The 23,435-nt window shown below is 69.9% G+C and carries 20 protein-coding genes and 1 pseudogene; 11 read left to right on the top strand and 10 right to left on the bottom strand.

Going from position 1 to position 23,435, the window contains the following annotated elements; all coding sequences use genetic code 11:
- Positions 1-22: 22 nt before the first annotated feature.
- The 5 genes from OOK38_RS11375 (at position 23) to OOK38_RS11355 (ending at position 2,593) form a co-directional block, all read left to right on the top strand.
- Positions 23-607, top strand: coding sequence for a hypothetical protein (locus OOK38_RS11375; RefSeq protein WP_266765790.1), 585 nt, complete (start codon positions 23-25; stop codon positions 605-607).
- Positions 608-620: 13 nt separating this feature from the next.
- Entirely contained in the window at positions 621-806 is a 186-nt protein-coding gene (locus tag OOK38_RS11370; protein WP_266761265.1) for a hypothetical protein, read from the top strand.
- 192 nt (positions 807-998) lie between these two features.
- Complete coding sequence (locus tag OOK38_RS11365; protein ID WP_266761266.1) at positions 999-1,451, top strand: BlaI/MecI/CopY family transcriptional regulator; 453 nt, start codon at positions 999-1,001, stop codon at positions 1,449-1,451.
- Positions 1,452-1,460: 9 nt separating this feature from the next.
- Positions 1,461-2,030, top strand: a complete 570-nt coding sequence (locus OOK38_RS11360) for an amino-acid N-acetyltransferase (protein ID WP_266761268.1) — start codon at positions 1,461-1,463, stop codon at positions 2,028-2,030.
- A 227-nt stretch (positions 2,031-2,257) separates the two neighbouring features.
- Positions 2,258-2,593, top strand: a complete 336-nt coding sequence (locus OOK38_RS11355; RefSeq protein ID WP_010986119.1) for an Lsr2 family protein — start codon at positions 2,258-2,260, stop codon at positions 2,591-2,593.
- On the opposite strand, the gene OOK38_RS11350 is transcribed toward OOK38_RS11355, so the two are convergent.
- On the bottom strand, positions 2,572-3,330 hold the full coding sequence (locus OOK38_RS11350) for an SCO3374 family protein (protein WP_266761271.1): 759 nt from the start codon (positions 3,328-3,330) through the stop codon (positions 2,572-2,574). The two genes, OOK38_RS11355 and OOK38_RS11350, sit on opposite strands and share 22 nt — an antisense overlap.
- Positions 3,331-3,760: 430 nt before the next feature.
- Between OOK38_RS11350 and OOK38_RS11345 the strand changes: the two genes are divergently transcribed.
- Entirely contained in the window at positions 3,761-6,286 is a 2,526-nt protein-coding gene (locus OOK38_RS11345; RefSeq protein WP_266761273.1) for an ATP-dependent Clp protease ATP-binding subunit, read from the top strand.
- Between the two features lie 104 nt (positions 6,287-6,390).
- On the opposite strand, the gene OOK38_RS11340 is transcribed toward OOK38_RS11345, so the two are convergent.
- Positions 6,391-9,522, bottom strand: coding sequence for an NACHT domain-containing NTPase (locus OOK38_RS11340; protein WP_266761275.1), 3,132 nt, complete (start codon positions 9,520-9,522; stop codon positions 6,391-6,393).
- 887 nt (positions 9,523-10,409) lie between these two features.
- Here OOK38_RS11340 and OOK38_RS11335 point away from each other — a divergent pair.
- Entirely contained in the window at positions 10,410-11,126 is a 717-nt protein-coding gene (locus tag OOK38_RS11335; protein WP_266848387.1) for a M23 family metallopeptidase, read from the top strand.
- A 78-nt stretch (positions 11,127-11,204) separates the two neighbouring features.
- Here OOK38_RS11335 and OOK38_RS11330 read toward each other — a convergent pair whose 3' ends face one another.
- On the bottom strand, positions 11,205-11,804 hold the full coding sequence (locus tag OOK38_RS11330) for a TetR/AcrR family transcriptional regulator (RefSeq protein ID WP_266761279.1): 600 nt from the start codon (positions 11,802-11,804) through the stop codon (positions 11,205-11,207).
- Positions 11,805-12,101: 297 nt separating this feature from the next.
- On the opposite strand from OOK38_RS11330, the gene OOK38_RS11325 reads away from it, so the two are divergent.
- The 3 genes and pseudogenes from OOK38_RS11325 (at position 12,102) to OOK38_RS11315 (ending at position 14,908) form a co-directional block, all read left to right on the top strand.
- Entirely contained in the window at positions 12,102-13,625 is a 1,524-nt protein-coding gene (locus OOK38_RS11325; protein WP_266765791.1) for an MDR family MFS transporter, read from the top strand.
- Positions 13,626-13,807: 182 nt separating this feature from the next.
- A pseudogene (locus OOK38_RS11320) lies at positions 13,808-14,182 on the top strand (helix-turn-helix transcriptional regulator); the annotation flags it as partial.
- 279 nt (positions 14,183-14,461) lie between these two features.
- Entirely contained in the window at positions 14,462-14,908 is a 447-nt protein-coding gene (locus OOK38_RS11315) for a VOC family protein (protein ID WP_266761281.1), read from the top strand.
- A 42-nt stretch (positions 14,909-14,950) separates the two neighbouring features.
- Here OOK38_RS11315 and cseC read toward each other — a convergent pair whose 3' ends face one another.
- From cseC to OOK38_RS11290, 5 genes are all read right to left on the bottom strand, one after another.
- Positions 14,951-16,447: a two-component system sensor histidine kinase CseC gene (gene cseC / locus OOK38_RS11310; protein ID WP_266761283.1), complete on the bottom strand. Its 1,497-nt coding sequence runs from the start codon at positions 16,445-16,447 to the stop codon at positions 14,951-14,953.
- An 8-nt stretch (positions 16,448-16,455) separates the two neighbouring features.
- Entirely contained in the window at positions 16,456-17,163 is a 708-nt protein-coding gene (gene cseB, locus OOK38_RS11305) for a two-component system response regulator CseB (protein WP_266761284.1), read from the bottom strand.
- Between the two features lie 19 nt (positions 17,164-17,182).
- A complete protein-coding gene (locus OOK38_RS11300) occupies positions 17,183-17,833 on the bottom strand; it encodes a hypothetical protein (protein WP_266761286.1) in 651 nt (216 codons plus the stop codon).
- Entirely contained in the window at positions 17,821-18,360 is a 540-nt protein-coding gene (locus tag OOK38_RS11295) for a SigE family RNA polymerase sigma factor (RefSeq protein ID WP_266761288.1), read from the bottom strand. The genes OOK38_RS11300 and OOK38_RS11295 overlap by 13 nt, the downstream gene beginning before the upstream one ends.
- Positions 18,361-18,611: 251 nt before the next feature.
- The gene (locus OOK38_RS11290; RefSeq protein WP_266761290.1) at positions 18,612-19,529 is read right to left on the bottom strand and encodes an A/G-specific adenine glycosylase; all 918 of its coding nucleotides are present in this window, start codon (positions 19,527-19,529) and stop codon (positions 18,612-18,614) included.
- A gap of 191 nt (positions 19,530-19,720) precedes the next feature.
- On the opposite strand from OOK38_RS11290, the gene OOK38_RS11285 reads away from it, so the two are divergent.
- The gene (locus OOK38_RS11285; RefSeq protein ID WP_266761292.1) at positions 19,721-20,554 is read left to right on the top strand and encodes a hypothetical protein; all 834 of its coding nucleotides are present in this window, start codon (positions 19,721-19,723) and stop codon (positions 20,552-20,554) included.
- 149 nt (positions 20,555-20,703) lie between these two features.
- On the opposite strand, the gene disA is transcribed toward OOK38_RS11285, so the two are convergent.
- Both disA and radA read right to left on the bottom strand, forming a co-directional pair.
- The gene (gene disA / locus OOK38_RS11280; RefSeq protein WP_266761294.1) at positions 20,704-21,828 is read right to left on the bottom strand and encodes a DNA integrity scanning diadenylate cyclase DisA; all 1,125 of its coding nucleotides are present in this window, start codon (positions 21,826-21,828) and stop codon (positions 20,704-20,706) included.
- Between the two features lie 68 nt (positions 21,829-21,896).
- Positions 21,897-23,306 carry a DNA repair protein RadA gene (gene radA, locus OOK38_RS11275; RefSeq protein ID WP_266761296.1) on the bottom strand — a complete coding sequence of 470 codons (1,410 nt, stop codon included), beginning with the start codon at positions 23,304-23,306 and terminating at the stop codon, positions 21,897-21,899.
- Positions 23,307-23,435 lie beyond the last annotated feature (129 nt).

Genomic DNA, 23,435 nt, shown 5'->3' with positions numbered 1-23,435 from the left:
GCCCTACGGATCCCACGGCGGCATGGCGTTCGGTGCGGAGGAGCTGCGTGTGCTCCGCCGTGCCCTCGCCCTCGCCCTGCACCCCAGTCCCGCCTCGGCCGAGGACGTCCAGGACTGCCTCCGCCTCGCCGAGTCCGTCGACGAGGCGGCCCGCGAGGGAGCCAGGCTCCGGGCCTTCCTGGTGGCCGACCTGGCCCGCTACCGGGCCGCGCTGCCGGGCACCGCGGCCGGCTACCTCGTCCTCCTGGAGGAGGTCCTCGCGGCCGGCTACCGGCCGAACCCCGACGACCTCGCCGCGCTCCGCGCGCTGCGCGGAAACCCCACCGCGGCGGCCCTCCTGGACCGCTGCCGGATCCTCGCCGAGCAGGACGTGCGCGCCCGTCTCGCGGGACGCTCGGTCCCCTCGGTGCCGTCGTCCCGCACCCGGCTGCTGGCCCTGCCCGGGGGCCGGGCCGCCGACGAGCCCGAGAAGAAGCCCGAGCCGAAGCCGCAGTCCCAGCCGCCCCGCCCGGACCGGCCCATCCCCACCCCGGGCGAGGTCTTCCCGCCGAGGCGCAAGCCCGGGCCGCCTCCGGCGAACCCCCCGCAGCAGCTCGCGGCGGGCTAGCTACTCTGGAGGCATGGACTATGTCTCCGCGCTCGTGCCCCCCGTCGTGATGGCCGTGTTCTTCATCGGGCTCATCGTGACGATCGTGAAGAGCCAGGGCGGCGCCAACAAGGCCAAGGAGGACGCGGTCGTCGACGCCGCCCTCGCGCGCGTGGAGGGCGCCCACCAGGCCTCGGGTCCCAAGGACGCCGGGGCCTGAGCCCAGGGCGGCCCCGCGCGGAGCCCCGACCGCGTCCCCTTCGGCGTACGGCCGCCCCGACCCCTCGGGCGCACGGCCGCCCCGACCGAACCGCGCCCCCACCGGCGTACGACTCAGACGTTTCATGCGTTTCATACGTTCTTCGAGTCGTACGCCCTTTTTGTTGGCCATCTCCCACTATTGTTCTGAGCTGTGCCTCGCCCATTGGGAGAACTCGAAGACGCGGTCATGACGCGGGTGTGGAAGTGGAACCGCCCGGTGACCGTTCGGGAAGTCCTGGAAGACCTTCAACAGGAACGGTCCATCGCGTACACCACGGTGATGACCGTTTTGGACAATCTCCATCAGAAGGGCTGGGTCCGCCGCGAGGCGGAAGGCCGGGCCTATCGATATGAGGCGGTCTCCACTCGTGCCGCCTACTCGGCGGCGCTGATGAACGACGCCTGGTCGCAGAGCGACAACCCGGCAGCCGCTCTCGTCGCCTTCTTCGGGATGATGAGCGAGGAACAGCGGGTCGCGCTCAGGGATGCCGTACGCATGGTGCAAGGGCCTGAACCACAGGCTTCCGAACCCGTCGAAAGGCCACCGGAGCCCCAGCGCTCCGAGGAGAACCCCGCCGGGGACGGGGACGGCTCAGAGCGATAGCGTCCGCTCATGCCAGCAGAGCATCCCGCAGAGGTTCCAGCAGAGCTTCCTGCACAGCATCCCGAAGTCACCGCAAAAGCCATCACCGTCCGGCGGGCCAGGACCAGCGATGTCGCGGCCGTACGCGGACTCCTCGACGCGAACGTGCGCCGCCGTATCCTGCTCGACAAAGCCACGGTCACCCTTTACGAGGACATCCAGGAGTTCTGGGTCGCGGAACGCGACGACAACGCCGAGGTGGTCGGCTGCGGTGCCCTGCACGTGATGTGGGAAGACCTCGCGGAAGTCCGCACTCTCGCGGTGAACCCCGCGGTCAAGGGCCTCGGCGTCGGTCATCAGTTGCTGGAGAAGTTGCTGCAGACTGCTCGCTGGCTCGGCGTTCGGCGGGTTTTCTGTCTGACCTTCGAAGTCGGCTTCTTCGCGAAGCACGGCTTCGTGGAGATCGGCGAGACACCCGTCGACACCGATGTCTACACCGAGCTCCTGCGTTCCTATGACGAGGGCGTGGCGGAGTTCCTCGGTCTCGAACGAGTGAAACCGAACACCTTGGGCAACAGCCGGATGCTTCTGCATCTGTGATCGCCACCGGCTATTCCGTCGGAGTGCGTTGCCCACGTTCCCTATGTCCGAAACGCGCACGTTTCCGGGCGGGCAGTGGTCACTGAGTCTCTGCCAGGGGTTTGTGTTTTTCCAGCAAAAGCGGTTTGCTTTCCGACGTACTGCAGTACTGCATATAACAAGGGACGGCGAAACGGCGGACGCCGCGGGCCCTCCTTGCCCTGAAGTTATCGATGAAAGGAAATCCGGTGGCACAGAAGGTTCAGGTCCTTCTTGTCGACGACCTCGACGGTGGCGAGGCGGACGAGACCGTGACGTTCGCGTTGGACGGCAAGACGTACGAAATCGATCTCACGACCGCCAATGCGGACAAGCTCCGTGGCCTTCTCGAGCCCTACGTGAAGGGTGGTCGTCGTACCGGAGGCCGTGCTTCGGGCGGACGCGGAAAGGCCCGTGTCGCTTCCGGCGGCAGCCAGGACACCGCGCAGATCCGTGCCTGGGCGAAGGAGAACGGCTACGAGGTCAACGACCGCGGCCGAGTTCCCGCGTCCATTCGTGAGGCTTACGAGAAGGCCAACGGCTGAGCGCAGGCGCGCCGCAGCCTTACCCGATGGCACTGCGTCGCCATCGTCTGCACGAGTCGTACGAGATCGGGGGCGCCCCCACCGCCCCCGCCGACGGCCCCGCCGCCCAGCGCCGACAGTGTCGGCAATGCCGGCTCCACCGCGCAGCCGGGCTCCGGGGGCCGCAGCCAGCGGGCGGCCCCTCGCGGGCCCCTCTGTGTTTCCGGACCGGCCTCCGGCCGGTCCACGGGACGGGCTTGCGGGCGGTCCTCTGTCCCGTTCACTGGACCGGCTTGCGGGTGGTCCGCTGTCCGGGCCTCCGGGCCGGTCGGCAGCGGAGCGTGGGGACCCGGTGACATCGGAGCCCCGAAGCCCGGCACCACCGGGACGCCGAGATCCGGCGGCGGGGGAGCCTCGATGCTTCCGCCCGCGCCGATCGCCGTGAGATCCAGCGCGAGAGCGCCCCACTCCAGCCAGTCGAGCAGCCCCGGCAGCTCCTCCGCGCTCCCCGCGGCCACCAGCAACAGCATCCGCTCCCCGTGCAACGCCACCGGAGACGCGGGCCCCAGATGCCGCAGCGCCGCGAATCCCGCCTCCGCCGGCACCTCCAGGACGTCGAAGCGCAGCCCCGTGACGAGCCGTACCGGCGACCCGGGCACTGCCGCCCAGTCCAGTTCGTTCTCGTACCACTGATGCACCGGATCGACCGGATCTCCCGGATCGAACGGCCGGCGGGGGAGAGGGACGGTGGGAACCATGCAAGGAGCAACCGCCGGAAGAGCCCCGGAGTTACGCTGGGCGTTTCCGTGAACGCACAGAGTTCCGGGAAAATGGGCGTGCGAGGGCCTTCGGCCGGGCAAGAGTGTTCGCCCGTAGCGGAGGGAACCGGTGCGCGCGGCATGGACTGTCGGTGCGTACGGGTAAGACATCCCTAGTGGGAGGGGCGACACGCACGGCTCGGGCATCTCACGTTCGCCATCGGCGTACAGCGGGAGAGGGTATCTGCCTGGCCTGCGGGAACATCGTCTCGCACCATCAGGTTGGAGCAGATGTCGGCGTTCGGGGTCAGGAGGCCAAGGACGGTGTCGGCAGTTGGAATGAGCGGTCCCCGCTTGCGGGACTAAGCTGCGGAAGGACAGGGAGGGGAGCGTCCCCTTACTGCCTGACCGCTCTGAGGAGCGATTAACGATGTTCGAGAGGTTCACCGACCGCGCGCGGCGGGTTGTCGTCCTGGCTCAGGAAGAAGCCCGGATGCTCAACCACAACTACATCGGCACCGAGCACATCCTCCTGGGCCTGATCCACGAGGGTGAGGGTGTCGCCGCTAAGGCCCTGGAGAGCCTCGGGATTTCGCTCGAGGCGGTCCGCCAGCAGGTGGAGGAGATCATCGGCCAGGGCCAGCAGGCCCCGTCCGGCCACATCCCCTTCACCCCCCGTGCCAAGAAGGTCCTGGAGCTGTCGCTCCGCGAGGCCCTTCAGCTGGGCCACAACTACATCGGCACGGAGCACATCCTGCTCGGCCTGATCCGTGAGGGCGAGGGCGTCGCCGCCCAGGTCCTGGTCAAGCTGGGCGCAGACCTCAACCGGGTGCGGCAGCAGGTGATCCAGCTGCTCTCCGGCTACCAGGGCAAGGAGACCGCCACCGCCGGTGGTCCTGCCGAGGGCACCCCCTCCACGTCCCTGGTCCTCGACCAGTTCGGCCGGAACCTCACCCAGGCCGCTCGTGAGTCCAAGCTCGACCCGGTCATCGGGCGCGAGAAGGAGATCGAGCGGGTCATGCAGGTGCTGTCCCGCCGTACGAAGAACAACCCGGTGCTGATCGGCGAGCCCGGCGTCGGCAAGACCGCCGTCGTCGAGGGCCTCGCCCAGGCCATCGTCAAGGGCGAGGTGCCCGAGACCCTCAAGGACAAGCACCTCTACACCCTCGACCTCGGCGCGCTGGTCGCCGGCTCCCGCTACCGCGGTGACTTCGAGGAGCGCCTGAAGAAGGTCCTCAAGGAGATCCGCACCCGCGGCGACATCATCCTGTTCATCGACGAGCTCCACACGCTGGTCGGTGCGGGTGCCGCCGAGGGCGCCATCGACGCGGCCTCGATCCTGAAGCCGATGCTGGCCCGCGGTGAGCTGCAGACCATCGGTGCCACCACGCTGGACGAGTACCGCAAGCACCTCGAGAAGGACGCGGCCCTCGAGCGCCGCTTCCAGCCGATCCAGGTGGCGGAGCCTTCTCTCCCCCACACGATCGAGATCCTCAAGGGTCTGCGCGACCGGTACGAGGCCCACCACCGTGTCTCCATCACGGACGAGGCCCTGGTGCAGGCGGCGACGCTCGCCGACCGGTACATCTCGGACCGCTTCCTCCCCGACAAGGCGATCGACCTGATCGACGAGGCGGGCTCCCGGATGCGCATCCGCCGGATGACCGCACCGCCGGACCTCCGTGAGTTCGACGAGAAGATCGCGGGCGTGCGCCGCGACAAGGAGTCGGCCATCGACTCCCAGGACTTCGAGAAGGCGGCCTCTCTCCGCGACAAGGAGAAGCAGCTGCTGGCGGCGAAGGCCAAGCGCGAGAAGGAGTGGAAGGCCGGCGACATGGACGTCGTGGCCGAGGTCGACGGCGAGCTCATCGCCGAGGTCCTGGCCACCGCCACCGGCATCCCGGTCTTCAAGCTGACCGAGGAGGAGTCCTCGCGTCTGCTGCGCATGGAGGACGAGCTCCACAAGCGGGTCATCGGCCAGAAGGACGCCATCAAGGCGCTCTCGCAGGCGATCCGTCGTACGCGAGCGGGTCTGAAGGACCCGAAGCGTCCCGGTGGTTCCTTCATCTTCGCCGGCCCCTCGGGTGTCGGTAAGACGGAGCTGTCGAAGACCCTCGCGGAGTTCCTCTTCGGTGACGAGGACGCGCTGATCTCCCTCGACATGTCGGAGTTCAGCGAGAAGCACACGGTCTCGCGTCTCTTCGGTTCGCCCCCCGGCTACGTGGGCTACGAAGAGGGCGGCCAGCTGACCGAGAAGGTCCGCCGCAAGCCGTTCTCCGTCGTCCTGTTCGACGAGGTCGAGAAGGCCCACCCGGACATTTTCAACTCGCTGCTGCAGATCCTGGAGGACGGTCGCCTGACCGACTCCCAGGGCCGGGTCGTGGACTTCAAGAACACGGTCATCATCATGACGACCAACCTCGGCACCCGGGACATCTCCAAGGGCTTCAACCTCGGCTTCGCGGCCGTGGGCGACGTCAAGTCCAACTACGACCGGATGAAGGCCAAGGTCAACGAGGAGCTGAAGCAGCACTTCCGCCCCGAGTTCCTGAACCGTGTCGACGACACGGTGGTCTTCCACCAGCTGACCGAGGAAGACATCATCCAGATCGTCGACCTCATGGTCGCGAAGGTGGACGAGCGTCTGAAGGACCGGGACATGGGCATCGAGCTCAGCCCGAGCGCCAAGTCCCTCCTCGCGAAGAAGGGCTACGACCCCGTCCTGGGCGCCCGGCCGCTGCGCCGGACCATCCAGCGCGAGATCGAGGACGTCCTCTCCGAGAAGATCCTCTTCGGCGAGCTCCGTCCCGGCCACATCGTGGTCGTCGACACGGAGGGCGAGGGCGAGACCAAGGCCTTCACCTTCCGCGGTGAGGAGAAGTCGGCGCTGCCCGACGTCCCGCCGATCGAGCAGGCCGCCGGCGGTGCCGGTCCCAACCTGAGCAAGGAGGCGTGACCTCAGGGTCCGCCTGAAGGGGGCTGCTCCGGGACTTCGGTCCCGGAGCAGCCCCCTTTTATTTCAGGATGGGCAGGAGTCAGGATGGGCAGGAGGGGGAGGAGTCACAGAATGTTGTGGGTCCTCGTCGTCGTGTGTTCGCCGGGCAATTGACCCGAGAGATGCTCCGGTGCGGTGCCGGTGTCCGAATTGAGGACGAAATTGACCGTCCGCAGATTCGGCACCACGGACCGGAGCCCGGACAGGTCCTCGTTCCCCAGCAGCTTTCTGAGCTCCAGGTGCTCGACGCCCGGCAGCGCCGGTGCCGACCCGAGGGAACCCAGGGCCGCCCGGTGGATCCGCAGCTCTCTGAGCCCCGGCAGTGCGGCGACCTCGGACCAGTCGGCGGGGGAGAGCTCGCCGGGCACCCGGCTCAGCCAGAGGGTGTGCAGGGACTCCCAGTGACGCAGCCCCCGCATCCCGGTGTCGCGGAGCACGTCCAGCCCGAAGGAGATCACTTCCAGCGGCGCGTCCAGGGGGAGGGTCTCGGTCAGGGACCGGCCCGCGAGCCGGTGTCCGACGTTCAGTTCGCGCAGCGAGCTCAGCGCCGGCAGACCTTCCGGAGCCCGGCCCCGTGATCCGGCGGACAGCAGTGACAGCGCCCGCAGGGGCAGCGCCGCGAGGGGCGAGAGGTCCTCGACATCCTGGCACTGATCGAGGTTGAGCTGCTCCAGTCGCGGCTGAGCCGCCAGGAAGTCCAGGTCCCGCAGACGGTTGTTGTAGCGCAGCACCAGATGTGTCACCTGGTCGGGCGGCAGGCAGGAGCGCAGCTCCGCCGAGCCGAAGTCTCCGACGATCTGCAGCATGGACCGGCCGCCCAGGTCGCGCAGCACGCGGAGCTGGGTGGTCGAGTGCGCGGTGAAGTACAGGCCGGCCGGGTCCAGATGGGCGACCACATCGGACGCGTAGCGCTCGGTGTCGAACCGGTGCCATCCCCAGGTGAGCTGGGCCCGTACGGACAGGGCGGGGTGCGAGCGGAAGCGTGCCAGTACGGGGACCGCCGCGTCGGTGCCGATCAGGGAGGCGGTGACCACGACTCCTCGGGCCTCTGCCTCGGTCAGCCCCTCCGGCCCGGGCAGCAGTTCGAGGACGAGGGGACCGGCCTCGGCCAGGGCGCGCGCCTCCTCGGACGTCCTCGGCGGGATGAGCGCCGCCGCGTCGCCCTCCACGGCGGCCCGTACCTCGGGCGCGAGTTGCGTGGCGTGCTCCAGCGAGGCGAGGGCGAGAAGCCGTACGCGGGTGGCGGACGCCCCGTCGAGCCGGGTCGCCGAGTCGGTCATGGCGCCCAGCAAGTCGGCCCGTTCCCGTGGGCGGGCATGGGCGACGGACATCCGGATCACATCCGCCCACTGGGATTCCCCTGCGTTGCGCACCAGCAGACCGAAGTCCCCGTCCTCCACCGCGGCCTTGGCGCCCAGGTAGTCCTGGAAGGTGCGATGGACGAACTCGACGGTGCCGAGGGTGGGTTCACGGAGGAGGCCGCTGCGGACGATGAGATGACGCAGTACCTGCGAGGCATCGCCCTGGTGGGCGGCGGCCGGGAGCGAGGGCAGCACATCGGCGACGATGCGTTCGGCGCGTTCGCGGTCCATCTCCACCCGGCCGTTGCGGATGAGCCAGTAGGCGAGGCGTTGCAGAAGCTGGATCTGCGGAAGCTCCGTGAGATGGATGCCGTCCTGCCCGCCTCCCCGCGGGAACATGTCGCGCTCCTCGTCGCGGCGCGACAGCAGCATGGACAGCGCGGCGTCGTACAACTCCTGCCTGCCGTGCGGCAGATAGCCGCGCCGGTCGTGGTGCAGCGCGCAGATCAGGCCGCACATCAGGGGATTGGTGGCCAGCCGGCCGAGGTCCGGCTTGGTCCGGACGGCGTCGAGGAGGGAACGCTCGTAGCCGTCGAGGCGGTCCGTGTCCGAGGCGTCCGGACGGGCCGCGGCATGCCAGCGGCGGATGAACGCGGCCACGTCGTCGCCGGTCATCGGCGCCAGGACGAGCTCGGTGAATCCGTCGGGCGCGAGCCAGTCCTCCCGTACGGCCGAGGGTCGGGACGTGACCAGCCACTGGTTGCCGGGGTAGGCGTCGAGGAGCTCGCGCAGCCAGCGGCGGGTGCGCTCACGGTCGCGTTCGGGGATCTCGTCGAGGCCGTCGACGAGCAGCAGGCCGCGGCCCTGGCCGAGGACCCGGTCGGTCCAGCCGCCGGGCTGGGTCGCGTGGAAGGGGACGCGGACGGCGGAGAGGAAGGCGTCGGGGGACGGAAGGCCGTCCGGGCGGCGGACGAGGGTGCGGAGGGGGAGAACGAAGGGGATACGGTCTCCCCGCTCTCCGCGTGCGGCGGTCACCGCGAGCCACTGCACGAGCGTGGTCTTGCCGGAACCGGCCACGCCGCGCAGGAGGACCAAGTCCTGTTCCGACAAGGCCTGTTCGGCGGGCAGAGAGGTGCCCGCCGCCGCGATGAGCACACCGTCCGAGGAAGCGGTCTCCTCGTCTCCCCCGGGTCGTACGGCCTGGAGGCTGAGGTAGGCGGCGTCCAATGGCCAGCGTTCCGGGGAGTTGACGAGGTCGATGCCGTAGATGGTGAGGTGGCTGTGCTTGGTGGCGACATGGGCGAGATAGCGCTGCTCGAAGGCCTGGTCGGTGCCGCCCGCCATGGGAGTGCGGGCGATCAACTCGTCGACCTTGGCGATGAGTTCGCGCTGTCTGCGGCTGTGCTCCACGAGGGTGCGGGCGACAAAGGTCGAGCGCTGGGTGAAGAAGTGCAGGATGTGGAGGCAGGCCGTGTCGAGCAGTCCCTCGTAGAACAGGGTCGCGTCGAAGGACAGGTCACGGTCGGGGTTCCCGCTCGCCGCGCGCAGGTGCAGGGCGAGCGCACGGTGGCCGAGCTCGACGGCCTGGATGTCCGTCATGGTGAGGTCGCCCAGGCCGTACAGGGTCGCGGCGAGGGCGTGGACGACGGCCTGCTCCTCGTCGGCGGGGATCGGACGTTCTCCGGCCCGCATCGCGCGGCCGACCAACTCGGCGGAAAGAGCGGCCAGTTCCTTCTCGCCGATGACCCGCTTCTCGCCCTTGAAGGAGACGAACGCCGAGATGCGTACGGGCTTGTCCACGAGCCCGGCTCCCGGGCCCTCCGTCACGAAGAGCTTTCTGACGAGAGGCGCGGCCACGCTGGAGGCCAGGCGGGTGCCGACGGCTACTGGGTCCATGACGATCCCCCGGGAGAACGTTGAGCCTGAAGGACAACCGTATGTTCTGACAGCTGATCCACACAGCAGGGCGCGGTAGCGCACCACCCTGGGCAATCGCCGACAGATCCCGGCCCGCAGGCGCCCCCGGCAGGGATCCGTCCGCCGGCCCCCACGTGGGGGGCGGATCCGCGTCAGGGGGCGGGGCCCGCGTCAGGGAGGCGGACCCACGTCAGGGAGGCGGCCCCATATAAGGGGGCGGGCCCACATCAGGGGCGGCCCCCACATAACGGGGCGGTCCTGCGCCAGGGGAGCGGTCCTGCCTTGCGGCGGCGGCCCCGTAGCCGGGCGGACGGCCTTGCGTGAAGCGGTCACAGGGGCGCGGTCGGGGCCCATCCGTGCCATGACGACGCCGGGGCGGTGATCCGGGCGGCCGGGGAGGGCCGGCCGGCTCCCCAAAGCCCTTGAAAACAGGGGCCGCAGCGTAGCCCGCGTCACATTCGGGGCCCCCTGAATCCGGGGGCCCGGTGACATGACGCACAGGCGGTTTGTCCGATACTAGGTTGAATAGTGGAGACGCCAAATCGGACAAAAAGGACCTTCGGTCCAGGGTTCGGAGGTCGATTCGCACCTCGCGAGGACGGATGGGCCGGGGGCAGGTTTAGCAAGGGATGTGCTGGCCCGAAGTGGGGCTAAACCTGGTTTCTGGGGCAAAAACGACAAGATCCCGTGCGAGATGTCCGGGGTGTCAAGGTTCATCAAGTTTTGCGGTGAAGTACTAGCTCGCGTCGTAGATAGGCCGTTTGAGTGCCCCTGGGGGTGCGGGTTACCAATGAATGGCCCGCTCGGTGGCCGCCAGTGCACCGGAGTGGTCGTTCAGTCCCTGTCCCCGTCTCCACGAGGTATTCATGTCGAAGCGCGTCACGTCCCGCAAGTCCCTTACGTCCATGGTCCGCACTCGGGCGGCCGTTCTCGCCGTCGGTCTGGGCGCCTCGGTCGTTCTGGGCGCAGGGGTCGCGACCGCCGCCGAAACCGGCCTCAGCAGCAGCGGTACCGTCACCGCGGCCAACGCCGTGCAGACGCAGGCGGCCGCTCAGGCGAAGGCCGCCGCCGCGCAGAAGGCCGCCGCCGTCAAGAAGGCCGCGGCCGTCAAGAAGGCCGCCGCAGCGAAGGCGTCCGCCAAGAAGTCCGTCGCCAAGAAGGCCGCTTCCTGGGTCGACCCGGTGGCGAAGTACACCCTGTCCGCCTCCTTCAACCAGGCCGGCGGCATGTGGTCCCACAAGCACTCCGGCCAGGACTTCGCCGTGCCGACGGGCACCAACGTCGTCGCCGCGCACGGTGGCACCGTGGTCAAGGCCGGCGGCAACGGCGCCGGTGACGGTCCCGCGTACGGCAACGCCGTCGTCATCAAGCACGCCAACGGCACGTACTCGCAGTACGCCCACCTGTCGCGCATCGACGTGAAGATCGGCCAGGTCGTCGCCACCGGTCAGCACATCGCCCTGTCCGGCAACACCGGCAACTCCAGTGGCCCGCACCTGCACTTCGAGATCCGTACGACCGCCAACTACGGTTCGGCCATCGACCCGGCCTCGTTCCTGCGTGCCAAGGGCGTCAAGGTCTGATCCGCCTGCCCGCGCCGGTGACCCGGCGCGGAGCCCAGGTGCGGAGCCCGAGGCGGAGCCCCGGCGTCGGAAGCGGCGCTAGGAAGCTCCGCCTCCGTGGGCCGCTCCGCCCCCGTGGGCCTGTGTCACCAGATCGATGGCGACCTCCAGGACAGCCTTGCGCTTGTCCTCGGGGTCGCCTTCGACGTCCTTGAGGACGAACATGCCGGCGTGCATCGTGAAGAGCGCGCTGATGCAGCGGACCTGGTCGGTCAGCGGCGACTCGGGCTCCTTGATGATCTCCAGCATGCTGATCATGCGGTCCTTGAAGGTCTCGCCGATGCTCAGCTCGCGCACCGTCGCCTGGTTCTCCTGCATGAAGCGGAAGAGCGGGGACGCGCCGCCGAGGGCGTCGCTGTAGCGGCGCAGCACCTCCTGCTTGGTCTCCAGGCTGTGCGGCTGCTGCTTGCCCCACTCGATCAGTTCGTCGAGCGGCCTCGTCAGATCCTCGAAGAGGCTGATGAGGATCTCTTCCTTGGTCTTGAAGTGGTAGTAGAGCGCCGCTTTGGTGACGTCGAGGTGCTCGGCGATCTCGCGCAGCGAGGTCTTCTCGTAGCCCTGCTCGGAGAAAAGCTCGAGAGCCACGTCCTGGATGCGCTGCCGCGTGTCGCCCCGGCGCTGCCGCTTGGTGCCGTCCATCGTGCCGCCCATCCTCGTATGCCTCGCGCTCCTTGAAACTTACCTGTCGACCGGCTGGCAAAACTAGTCTTACTTACTTGACGCCCGGCTAGTTGCGAGGCTATTTTCCCGGAGTGTAGTCAGCTTGCCGGTCGGCAAGTAAGTAGCCGGACGGCGGCAGAGGTACTTAGGGGAGTGGGAACGATGGCGGACAAGACGAAGGCGGCCGAACCGGCCGCCGAGCATGCCGGGAAACCGGCCGAGGGCCAACCGGCGGCCGACGGCGAGAAGCGGCAGCGCAGCGTGCGGGTCGTCCTCATGGCGCTCATGATCGCGATGCTGCTCGCGATGCTCGACAACATGATCGTGGGCACGGCGATGCCGACGATCGTCGGCGAGCTGGGCGGCCTGAAGCACCTGTCCTGGGTGGTCACCGGCTACACCCTCGCCACCGCGGCCTCCACCCCGATCTGGGGCAAACTCGGCGACATGTACGGGCGCAAGGGCGCCTTCATGACCTCGATCGTGATCTTCCTGATCGGCTCCGCGCTCAGCGGTATGGCCCAGGACATGGGCCAGCTCATCGGTTTCCGCGCCATTCAGGGTCTGGGCGCCGGTGGTCTGATGGTCGGCGTCATGGCGATCATCGGTGACCTCATTCCGCCCCGCGAGCGCGGCAAGTACCAGGGCATGATGGCCGGCGTGATGGCCTTCGCCATGATCCTCGGCCCGCTGGTCGGCGGCACCATCACCGACCACTGGGGCTGGCGCTGGTCCTTCTACATCAACCTTCCGCTCGGCGTCGTCGCGCTGATCGCGGTGAGTGTCGTACTGCACCTGCCGAAGAAGCGTGTCGAGGCGAAGATCGACTACCTCGGTGCCGGGCTGCTGGCCCTCGGTATCTCCTCCATCGTCCTCGTCACCGCCTGGGGCGGCACCGAGTACGCCTGGGGCTCCGCGCGGATCATGGAGCTGACCGGGATCGGCGTCGCCGCCCTCGTCGGCTTCCTGTTCTGGCAGACCAAGGCCGCCGCGCCGGTCATGCCGCTGCACATCTTCCGCAGCCGCAACTTCACGCTGATGTCGACCATCGGATTCATCACCGGCTTCGTGATGTTCGGCGCCGTGCTCTTCCTGCCGCTGTACCAGCAGTCCGTGCAGGGCGCGTCCGCGACCAACTCCGGTCTGCTGCTCCTGCCGATGCTCGGCGCGATGCTCGCCGTGTCGATGGTCGCCGGACGCGTCACCACCAACAGCGGCCGCTACAAGATCTTCCCGCTCGTCGGCAGCGTCCTGATGATCGTCGGCCTGTTCCTTCTCTCGCAGATGGACACGGAGACGACGCGGGTCACCTCCGGTCTGTACATGGCGGTGCTCGGCGCGGGCATGGGCTGCCTGATGCAGGTCACGATGCTCGTCGCGCAGAACAGCGTCGAGATGAAGGACATGGGCGTCGCGTCCTCGTCCACCACTCTCTTCCGTACGCTCGGCTCGTCGTTCGGCGTCGCCATCATGGGCGCGCTGTTCAACCACCGGGTGCAGGACGTCATGGCCGAGCGGGCCGGGGCGATCGGCTCCAAGCTGACCGAGAAGTCCGCGCAGCTCGACGCGGCCAGCCTGGCGAAGCTGCCGGCGGAGGCCCGGGAGGCGTACCAGCACGCGGTGTCCTCCGGTACGCACTCCGCGTTCCTGCTGGGCTCCGTGGTGGCCGTGCTCGCGCTGGTCGCGGCGGTCTTCGTGAAGGAAGTCCCGCTGAAGGGCGCCGGAGGGGGCGCTCCCAAGCCCGGCGAGGACGAGGTGCGGGACGAGGCTTCTCAGGCCCCGCTCGCCGAGCCGGTCTGACCGACCGGAGGTCTCACCTCTCCCGTCCGCCCCTGAGCTCCTCGACAGAAGGCCCCCGGCGTTGTCCGCCCCGGGGGCCTTCTCCCGTGCCGCCCCTCGTTCCGGCCGCGTTCCGCATCCCGTTCCGTCTCCCGTTCCACGTGACTGTCAGTGGCGCGTGCCACCATCGGAACGTGGACCGGATGCGGCAGCTGCGGCTGGCCAAGGACGTCATGGATCGGGACTGGGCCGAGCCCGGCACCGATCTCGACGCGCTGGCCGCGCGTGCCGGGTATTCGCGGTACCACTTCATACGGGCCTTCAAGGCGGCGTACGGCGAGACACCGGGCCAGTACCTGACGCACCGGCGCATCGACCGGGCGGAGGACCTGCTGCGCACGGCGAACCTCTCGGTGACCGAGATCTGCCATCTGGTCGGCTTCAGCAGCCTCGGCACCTTCTCGGCGCGCTTCAAGACATGGACCGGGCTGACGCCCAGCGAGTACCGGGCGAGACACGTGGGGCGCGGTGCCGCGCTCATACCCGGCTGCTACGCGATGCTCTGGGCCGGCGGCTTCCGGACGGGCCCGGGCGCGCGTGCGGAGGCCGGTTCCGAGGCGGAGACCCGTTCCGAGGCGGCGGCCCGTGGCGAGGTGGCGACCCGTGGCGAGGTGGCGACCCGTGCCGATGCCGCGACCTGTGCCGATGCCGGGTCCCATGCCGGTGGCGGGGTCCGGGAGCGCAATTCCGAAGAAGCGTCCTGACGCGGCGGCTGCCTACCGTGGCAGGGCACGCACCGAGGACGGCGACCCGGCACGACCGGGCACCCGCGTGACCCCGCACACCTGGAGCAGACCATGATCAAAGGACTCGCCATTTCGACCGTCTGGGTTCTCGACCAGGACCGGGCCAAGGAGTTCTACACCGAGAAGCTCGGGCTCGAGGTCCGTACGGACATGACGATGGGTGAGGGCGGTATGCGCTGGCTCACCGTCGGTGCCCCGCGGCAGCCCGAGGTCGAGCTGACCCTCATGGTGCCCGGACCGCCCGCCATGGACCCCGAGTCCGCCGAGATGATGAAGAAGCTGGTCGCCAAGGGCGCGCTCGGCGCGGGCGTGCTGAGCACCGACGACATCCACGGCGACTACAAGAAGCTCAAGGACCGCGGCGTGGAGTTCCTCCAGGAGCCGCAGGAGCGCCCGTACGGCACGGAAGCGCTGTTCCGCGACGACTCGGGGAACTGGTTCTCCTTCACCCAGCGCCGCGAGGGCGGCCTCGACCCGGACCAGGACTGGAGCCGCTAGGGGCTGTCAGGACAGCCCCTGGGAAGAGGCCGTGCCCTCCGGCTACTTCCCGGACGCCGGCAGGATCGGGTAGCTTCCCGTGCTCGTCGGTGCGTGTTCCGGCAGCCACAGGACGGCGACCGCGCCCTCGGCGGGTACGTCGTCCGGGGCCCCGGCGGGCCGTACGTTGCGGAAGGTCAGCCGCGCGCCGAGCACCCGGGCCTGGCCCGCGGCGATGGTGAGGCCGAGCCCGTGGCCGTCGCCCGCGCGGTCGGCGCTGCCGGTGCGGAACCGGCTCGGCCCCTCGGCGAGGAGCTTCTCGGGGAAGCCGGGACCGTGGTCGCGGACGCGGATGACGCGCCCCTCGACGGTGACCTCGATCGGCGGCCTGCCGTGCCGGGCGGCGTTCGCGAGAAGGTTGTGCAGGACGCGCTCCAGGCGGCGCGGGTCCGTCGTGACCTCCGACTCGTGCACCACGCGCACCTCGACGTCCGCGCCCTTGGCGGCCACCCGCCGGCTCACGAACTCGCCGAGCATGATGTCCTGCAGCTCGGCCCGCTCGGAGGCACCGTCGAGCCGGGCGACCTCCAGCACGTCCTCGACGAGCGTGCGCATGGCCTGCGCCCGGTCCCGTACGAGCTCGGTGGGGCGGCCGGGCGGCAGGAGCTCGGCCGCCGTGAGCAGCCCGGTCACCGGTGTGCGCAGTTCATGGGCGATGTCGGCGGTCACCCGGCGCTCGGCCTCGATGCGCTGCTGGAGCGCGTCGGCCATGGCGTCCACGGCGCGCGCGAGGTCGTCGGTCTCGTCGAGCACGACACCGCCGATCGCGTCCCGGACCCGGACGTCGGTCTCGCCCTTGGCGACCCGGTTCGCGGCGGACGCCGCCTTGCGCAGGCGGCGCGAGAGCTGGCCGCCGATCAGCACACCGAGGGCGCTGCCGCCGAAGACGACCGCGATGGAGCCGATGATCAGCGCCTGGTCGAGGTCCTTCATCACGTCCGCGTTGCGGTCCGTGAACCGCTCGTGCCAGGACAGCACCTGGCCGTTCCTGAGCGGTACGGCGGCCCAGATGTCCGGAATACCGTTCGAACCCGCGGAGACGTAGGTCGCCCGCCGTCCCTCCGAGACCTTCGCCAGCAGGTCCGCCGGAATGGAGGGATCGTCGATCGTGGCCCCGAACGGTGGCGTCCGGCCCGGCCCGTACATGCGCTGGGCGAGCTGGATGCGCTCGTCGGCCAGGTCGCGCGAGTTGTCCAGCATCGAGACACGGGCCGCGTTGTGCACGACCAGGCTCAGCGCGATCGCGACCAGCGCGCCGACCAGGGCGATCGCCGTACTGAGCTTCCACCGGATGCCCGTACGAATGCTCGTACCCGAATCCGTGCCCCGGTCGATGCCGATACTGAGGCCTCTGCTCCTGCCGGCGACTCTGCCGGTGGCGGTGCCGTCGCGCGGGCCCGTGGTCGCGCCGCCGCCCGCGTCCGGGCGTCTCCCCGGAATCGGTCCCTGGCCCGGAACCGAGGGTTTCCCCGGAGCCGAGCGCTGAAATATCCCCCGCATACCCCTGCTCAGGCCTTCAACTTGTAGCCGAAGCCGCGGACCGTCTCGATACGGTCCTGGCCGATCTTCGTACGCAGCCGCTGCACATGGACGTCGACCACCCGGGTGTCCCCGCCCCAGCCGTAGTCCCACACCCGTTCGAGCAGCTTGTCGCGGCTCAGCACCGTCCCGGGCGCCGCGGAGAACTCCAGGAGCAGCCGCATCTCGGTGGGCGTCAGGGCCACCGGCGTACCGTTCCTGCGTACCTCCATGCCCTCGGTGTCGATCTCCAGGTCACCGAAGGCGAGCATCCCGCCGTCCAGCGACCCGGCCCCCTCGGCCCCTGCTCCCTGCCCGCCGTTCGCGTGTCCGAAGCGGCGCAGCACCGCGCGGATCCGGGCGACCAGCACGGCGCCGTCGAAGGGCTTGGTCACATAGTCGTCGGCGCCGGCCTCCAGGCCGAGCACGACGTCGATCGAGTCCGCGCGCGCGGACAGCATGATGACCGGCACGGTCGACTCGTCGCGGATACGGCGGCACAGTGAGACGCCGTCGAGCCCGGGGACCATCACGTCCAGCAGGGCGATGTCGGGGCGGTCGGCACGGAACGCCTCCAGGCCCGAGAGCCCGTCGGGCATGGCCGTGACCGCGAAGCCGTCGCGTTCCAGGGCGAGTTGCGTGGCCTCGCGGATGACGTCGTCGTCCTCGACGAACAGGACGTGGGTCTGCTCTGCCATCCGGCTGTTCCGTCCGCTCTCAGTTCGCGTCGGGGGCGGGCGAGCTCGCGCCGCCCACCGCGTTGCTGTAGTCGTTGTGGATCCGGGACTGCTCGACGAACCGCGCCGCGGACCAGCTGTAGGTGATCACTTCCTCGCTGGAGGGGTACGACACCGGGTCGCCCTTCTCGTACAGCTGCTGGGTGACCACCAGATCGCCGCGGTCTATCTCGGCGTAGACCGGCGGCTCCTCGGCCTTGAAGACATTCTGGTACCTGCCGTTCTCCTCGCGATAGACGTACGAGCCGACGCCCACGGCGTCGGCACAGGTCATCACGTTGATCACGATGTCGTTCGACGATCCGCCGGTGAGGTCCCCGTACGACACGTCGACCGGGTACTCGTCGGCGACGCACGGCTTCAGGTCGCGCTTGACCGCCGCGCTGACCGCCGGGTCGGCCTTGACGATCCTGACCGCGTCCGCGCGCCTGGGCGCCCGGGTGGGCGAGCCGGAGACGACCGGGGTGGCACCGCCCTTGGCGACCGCGTCGCTGCCCGCCGGCCCCTCGTCGCGGGCGCCGGTGCCGCCGGTGGCGCACGCGGTCACGAAAAGACCGAGGGCGGTGAGCCCGGCCGCCGCCGAACTCCCCGCCTTCAGGGCCTGTCTGACCCGAACTCCTAGGCCGCGCAACGCTCCCGCTCCTCACGTTCGAGCGCGCGGGCGTCCAGGTCGCGGCTCTCCAGCTCCTCGCGGAGCCGGGCCAGCGCCCGGTGCAGCGTGCTCTTTACCGTTCCGGCCGACATGCCGAGTGCGGCGGCCGTCTCCTCCGTGGACATCTGCTCCCAGTGTCGCAGCACCACGACACTGCGCTGCTTGGGTGCCAGCACCTTCATGATGTCCATCAGCAGCGCGCGGTCCGCGTGCTGCTCGGTGGCGTCCTCCACGCTCGCGTCCGGCAGCTGCTCGGTGGGCACCTCCTCGAGCTTGCGGGCGCGCCACCACTCGGTGCGGGTGTTGATCATGACGCGGCGCAGATAGGCATCGGCCAGCCGCTTGTCGGCGATACCGTCCCAGCGGCCGTACGTCCGGACGAGCGCGGTCTGGAGCAGGTCCTGGGCGTCGACCGGGTCGGGGACCAGGCGGCGGGCACTGCGCAGCAGCGCGTCCTGTCGAGTGCGGACGTACTCCTCGAATTCGAGCACCTCGCCGTGCGCCATGATCAACCGCCTCCATCCCCGTTTCCGACCTGCCTGCTGCCGGTTGTCCATTGCCTGCGAACCGCCGCTCCGCGGCTGCTCGTTGCGGCCCTTCCTGCGGTACGGCAATGAAGCTACGGAGGCGTTGTCACGGGGTTGTCCGAGCCAGCCTGCGGCCAGCACTCGGCTGTCCGTCGGTTGTGTAACGGTTGTAGGCGCGGGGTAAGGCGGAGGGGGTGTACGTCCGGGTTGATGCCGGTTGGGTGCCTCCGCTATGTCATCGGCAGCCGATACAGACCACCGGGGAGCGGCTCCACCAGCCCGTCGGCGACGAGTCCGTCGAGCGCCCGGGCCCGCTGCACCGGTTCGTCCCACACCCGGTCCAGCGCGGACTGCGGAACCGGCGTATGGGCCTCCCGCAGGACGGCCAGCAGTTTGCCGCGCACCTGGCGGTCCGTGCCCGCGTACGTCTGCCCCTTGCGCGGCGGCCCCTCGTGCTCCGGCTTGCCGGCCAGCCGCCACGCGCACTGCGCGGCGATCGGGCAGCGGTGACACGTCTCGTTCTTCGCCGTGCAGATCAGTGCGCCGAGCTCCATCGAGGCGGCGGCCCAGCGCGACGCGGTGCTCTCGCTCTCGGGAAGCAGGGCACGGGCGAGCTTGCGCTCGGCGGCGGTGGTGGCGTTCGGCGGGTACCGCACGCCGGTGACGGCGCGGGCGAAGACCCGGCGGACGTTCGTGTCCAGGACGGGATGCCGCTGGCCGTACGCGAACGACGCGACGGCCGCCGCCGTGTACTCCCCGATACCGGGCAGCGCCAGCAGCTGGGCGTGCTCCGTCGGTACGTCGCCGCCGTGCCGCTCCGTTATGGCCACCGCGGCGCCGTGCAGACGCAGGGCGCGGCGCGGGTAACCGAGCCGCCCCCAGGCCCGGACGGCTTCCCCGGGAGCGTCCTTCGCCAGATCGGCGGGGCGCGGCCAGCGGGCCAGCCACTGCTCGTACACGGGCAGCACGCGGTTGACCGGGGTCTGCTGGAGCATGAACTCGCTGACCATCACCGCCCAGGGGCCGGCATCGGGGTGCCGCCAGGGCAGATCGCGGGCGTGCTCGTCGAACCAGGCGATGACGGGGGTGTGGAGGTCCTCGCCGGAAGCGTTCCGGGTGGGCTGGGTGGGCTTGGTGGGTGCAGTCATGGCGATATCGATCCTGCCATGCGGTGGCGGGGATGCGGGGACGACGCCGGGGCGGGCGGTGGTGAAAGACCGCCCTCGGCGTCCGTCGAGGCGCCGGGAAGGCTGTCTGCCGGGATGATGATCCGGAAAAGTTGTGACCAGGGCGGCGGGTGGGGCCAGCCGCGCGGCGGATCTCTCGTACAGTTTGCGCCGTGGGATCTCTGCGCAATCCGGTCGGGCCGCTCCCCTCCACCATCTATTGGCGTCGGAGGGCCGTTCTGCTGTCCGTAGTAGCGCTGTTGGCGCTGCTGACGGTCTGGGTGGTCAGTACCGGCGGCGGGGGTGGCAACAACAACTCCGGTGGGTCGAACGGAAAGAACCCCGCGCCCTCGATCACGCCGGGTCCCTCCGGTTCGGGTCCCGCGATCAGTCAACACCCGGGCGGCCGCGACGAGTCGAGCGGTAGCGGCGGCGGTGACGGCGGTGCCGGGGGTTCCGGCGACAGCGGCGGAAGCGACGGGGGGTCCGGCGACGGCTCCGACGGCGGTTCCGCGGGCTCCGGCGCGAGCGCCGGTGGCGGTTCCGGCGAAGGGGCCGGCACCGGTGGCGGATCGGCCGATCAGCTCCCGGCCGGTTCCACGCTCCCCAACTGCACTGCGGGCAAGGTGAAGTTGACGCTCAAGAGCGCCCGCAACACGTACGCCCCCGGTGAGCAGCCCACGATCGAGCTCATCGCCAAGAACTCCTCGGGCAGCGACTGCAAGGTCGATCTCGGCCCGAAGAACACCGTTCTGACGATCACTCAGGCGGGAAGCGACGACGACATCTGGGCCTCGGACGACTGCCCGAAGAGTGCCGCGGGCGTCCTCTACCGCGTAGCGGCCGGCAACCAGGTCACCTACACGGTGAAGTGGGACCGCAAGGCTTCCGCCCCCGAGTGCGCGACGCCCACGCCGGGTGCGGCTCCCGCCGGCACGTACCTGGTCGAGGCGAAGGCGCCGGGCCTGACGAAGGCGCAGACGTCGTTCGTACTGTCCAAGGACTGAGAGTCCCGAGGGGCGGTCCGCCCCTCGGCCGTGCAGGGCCCGGCCGAAATCCAGGACCCCGCCGCGCGTCCGCGGCGTGATCCGGGCGGCAAGGCCGCAGACGTGCGTGCCAGACCCCGCGCCCGCGGCGTGATCCGGGCGGCAGGCCCTTAGACGTAACGCTCCAGGATCGACGACTCCGCCAGCCGGGACAGGCCCTCGCGGACGCTGCGCGCCCGGGCCTCGCCCACGCCGTCGACCGTCTGCAGGTCGTCCACGCTCGCGGCGAGCAGCTTCTGGAGCCCGCCGAAATGCTCCACGAGCCGGTCGATGATCGCGCCCGGCAGCCGCGGCACCTTGGCGAGAAGGCGGAAACCACGCGGGGAGACCGCGGAGTCGAGCGCCTCGGGGGAGCCGGTGTAACCCAACGCCCGTGCCACTGTGGAGAGTTCGAGGAGCTCCGCGTGGCTGAGCGCGTCCAGCTCGAACAACGCCTCGTCGACCGTGCGGGAACGCTTGGCGGTCGGCTCGGGAACGTAGTCCCGGACGACCAGCTCGCGATCGGGCTCGACGCCGGCGATCAGCTCGTCGAGCTGGAGGGTCAGCAGACGCCCGTCGGTGCCCAGCTCGACGACGTACTCGGCGATCTCGGTGGCGATCCGGCGCACCATCTCCAGACGCTGGGCGACCGCGGAGACGTCCCGGACGGTGACGAGGTCCTCGATCTCCAGCGCCGACAGCGTTCCCGCGACCTCGTCCAGGCGCAGCTTGTAGCGCTCCAGCGTGGCGAGGGCCTGGTTGGCGCGGGAGAGGATCGCGGCGGAGTCCTCCAGGACGCGGCGCTGACCGTCGACGTACAGGGCGATCAGACGCATCGACTGGGAGACCGAGACGATGGGGTAGCCGACCTGCTTGCTCACCCGGTCCGCGGTGCGGTGCCGCGTGCCCGTCTCCTCCGTCGGGATCGTCGGGTCGGGCACCAGCTGCACGCCCGCCCGAAGGATCTTGGTGATGTCCTTGTCGAGCACGATGCCGCCGTCGAGCTTGCACAGTTCGCGCAGACGGGTCGCGGTGAACTCGACATCCAGGACAAAACCACCCGTGCACATCGCTTCGACGGTCTTGTCGGAGCCGAGCACGATGAGTCCGCCCGTGTTGCCCCGGAGAATCCGTTCAAGCCCGTCGCGCAGTGCCGTACCGGGTGCCACGGCGCTGAGTGCGGCGCGCATCAGGCCATCGGCACCGGAGCTCCCGCCGGACTTTCCGGGAGCTGCTGCCCGGTCGTTGGCTGCCACTGCACTCCTCCGGTCGCGGGTTTCCGGTCGCGCTCGGTTCGTACGGACGGGCGAGACCAGGGCAAAGTCTACCGGCGCTGCTCCTCTTCCCGTGGGGCCTCTCTGCGACGCGAGCGCGGAAGCACGCTCAGCGCCGCTCCGATGTCGGCCACTTCCAGGACTTTCATGCCCGCCGGGACCTTGCCGGGATCGGTCGGCACGAGCGCGTGGGTGAAGCCCAGACGGTGTGCTTCGGCCAGCCTGCGCTGGACGCCCGTGACCCGTCTGACCTCGCCCGCGAGCCCCACTTCGCCGATCGCCACGAGGTTCTTGGGCAGCGGGGTATCGCTCGCCGCGGACGCCAGGGCGAGCGCGATGGCGAGGTCCGCGGCGGGCTCGGAGAGCTTCACGCCGCCGACCGTCGCCGAGTAGATGTCCCGCTTTCCGAGTGCGCTGATCCGCCCGCGCTGCTCCAGAACGGCGAGCATCATCGAGACGCGGGAGGTCTCCAGGCCGGATGTCGTACGGCGCGGGGAGGGGATCTGCGAGTCCACCGTGAGCGCCTGCACCTCGGCGACCAGGGGGCGGCGGCCTTCGAGGGTGACGGTCAGACAGGTGCCGGGGACGGGCTCGGTGCGGCGCGTGAGGAAGAGCCCCGACGGGTCGGTGAGGCCGGTGATGCCCTCGTCGTGCAGCTCGAAGCAGCCGACCTCGTCCGTCGTCCCGTAACGGTTCTTGACGCCTCGGACGAGCCTCAGACGCGCGTGCCGGTCGCCCTCGAACGACAGGACGACGTCCACGAGGTGCTCGAGCAGCCGGGGTCCGGCGATCGCGCCGTCCTTGGTGACATGGCCCACAAGCAGGGTGGACATGCCGCGCTCCTTGGAGGCACGGATGAGCGCGCCCGCGACCTCGCGGACCTGCGCCATGCCGCCGGGCGCGCCGTCGATCTCCGGGGAGGCGATCGTCTGGACGGAGTCCAGGATGAGCAGGGACGGCTTCACCGCGTCCAAGTGGCCGAGGACGGCCGCCAGATCGGTCTCCGCGGCGAGATAGAGGTGGTCGTCGATCGCCTTGATGCGGTCCGCGCGGAGCCGCACCTGGCTCGCCGACTCCTCGCCCGTCACGTACAGCGTGCGGTGCTCGTCGCTCGCGGACTTGGCCGCCACGTCCAGGAGGAGCGTGGACTTGCCGACGCCCGGCTCACCCGCGACGAGGACCACCGCTCCGGGCACGAGACCGCCGCCGAGGACGCGGTCCAGCTCGGGCACGCCGGTGCTGCGGGCGGTGGCCTGACGGCCGTCGACCTGTCCGATGGGCACCGCTGACGTGGTGACCCGCCCCGGTGCCGTCGTCCGGACAGCGGGCGTGCCGTACTCCTCGACCGTCCCCCAGGCCTGGCATTCGGGGCAGCGGCCGAGCCACTTGGCCGTCTGCCAGCCGCACTCGGTGCAGCGGTAGGACGGCCGGTCCTTCGCGGTTTTCGTACGGGCAGCCATGACCGAACCGTAGCCGGAGCCACTGACAACCCGGCACGCACCGGTGCACCCCGGCCCCGGGCCCCGTTCCGGCCCCCGTCCGACCCGAGCCGCCGCACCTCGGCCCCCGGCCGCCGTGGCCTGTCCCCC

It is taken from the genome of Streptomyces sp. NBC_00568, from assembly GCF_026341855.1.
Classification (GTDB): Bacteria; Actinomycetota; Actinomycetes; order Streptomycetales; family Streptomycetaceae; genus Streptomyces.
The sequence above is the reverse complement of the archived record's forward strand: the minus strand, read 5'-3'. Positions and strand labels throughout refer to the sequence as shown.

Coding starts and splice junctions, on each gene's coding strand:
- OOK38_RS11375 (WP_266765790.1), top strand. CDS start 23: ATGGCGTTCGGTGCGGAGGAGCTGCGTGTGCTCCGCCGTGCCCTCGCC.
- OOK38_RS11370 (WP_266761265.1), top strand. CDS start 621: ATGGACTATGTCTCCGCGCTCGTGCCCCCCGTCGTGATGGCCGTGTTC.
- OOK38_RS11360 (WP_266761268.1), top strand. CDS start 1,461: ATGCCAGCAGAGCATCCCGCAGAGGTTCCAGCAGAGCTTCCTGCACAG.
- OOK38_RS11350 (WP_266761271.1), bottom strand. CDS start 3,330: ATGGTTCCCACCGTCCCTCTCCCCCGCCGGCCGTTCGATCCGGGAGAT.
- OOK38_RS11345 (WP_266761273.1), top strand. CDS start 3,761: ATGTTCGAGAGGTTCACCGACCGCGCGCGGCGGGTTGTCGTCCTGGCT.
- OOK38_RS11340 (WP_266761275.1), bottom strand. CDS start 9,522: ATGGACCCAGTAGCCGTCGGCACCCGCCTGGCCTCCAGCGTGGCCGCG.
- OOK38_RS11335 (WP_266848387.1), top strand. CDS start 10,410: ATGTCGAAGCGCGTCACGTCCCGCAAGTCCCTTACGTCCATGGTCCGC.
- OOK38_RS11330 (WP_266761279.1), bottom strand. CDS start 11,804: ATGGACGGCACCAAGCGGCAGCGCCGGGGCGACACGCGGCAGCGCATC.
- OOK38_RS11325 (WP_266765791.1), top strand. CDS start 12,102: ATGGCGCTCATGATCGCGATGCTGCTCGCGATGCTCGACAACATGATC.
- OOK38_RS11315 (WP_266761281.1), top strand. CDS start 14,462: ATGATCAAAGGACTCGCCATTTCGACCGTCTGGGTTCTCGACCAGGAC.
- cseC (WP_266761283.1), bottom strand. CDS start 16,447: ATGCGGGGGATATTTCAGCGCTCGGCTCCGGGGAAACCCTCGGTTCCG.
- cseB (WP_266761284.1), bottom strand. CDS start 17,163: ATGGCAGAGCAGACCCACGTCCTGTTCGTCGAGGACGACGACGTCATC.
- OOK38_RS11295 (WP_266761288.1), bottom strand. CDS start 18,360: ATGGCGCACGGCGAGGTGCTCGAATTCGAGGAGTACGTCCGCACTCGA.
- OOK38_RS11290 (WP_266761290.1), bottom strand. CDS start 19,529: ATGACTGCACCCACCAAGCCCACCCAGCCCACCCGGAACGCTTCCGGC.
- radA (WP_266761296.1), bottom strand. CDS start 23,306: ATGGCTGCCCGTACGAAAACCGCGAAGGACCGGCCGTCCTACCGCTGC.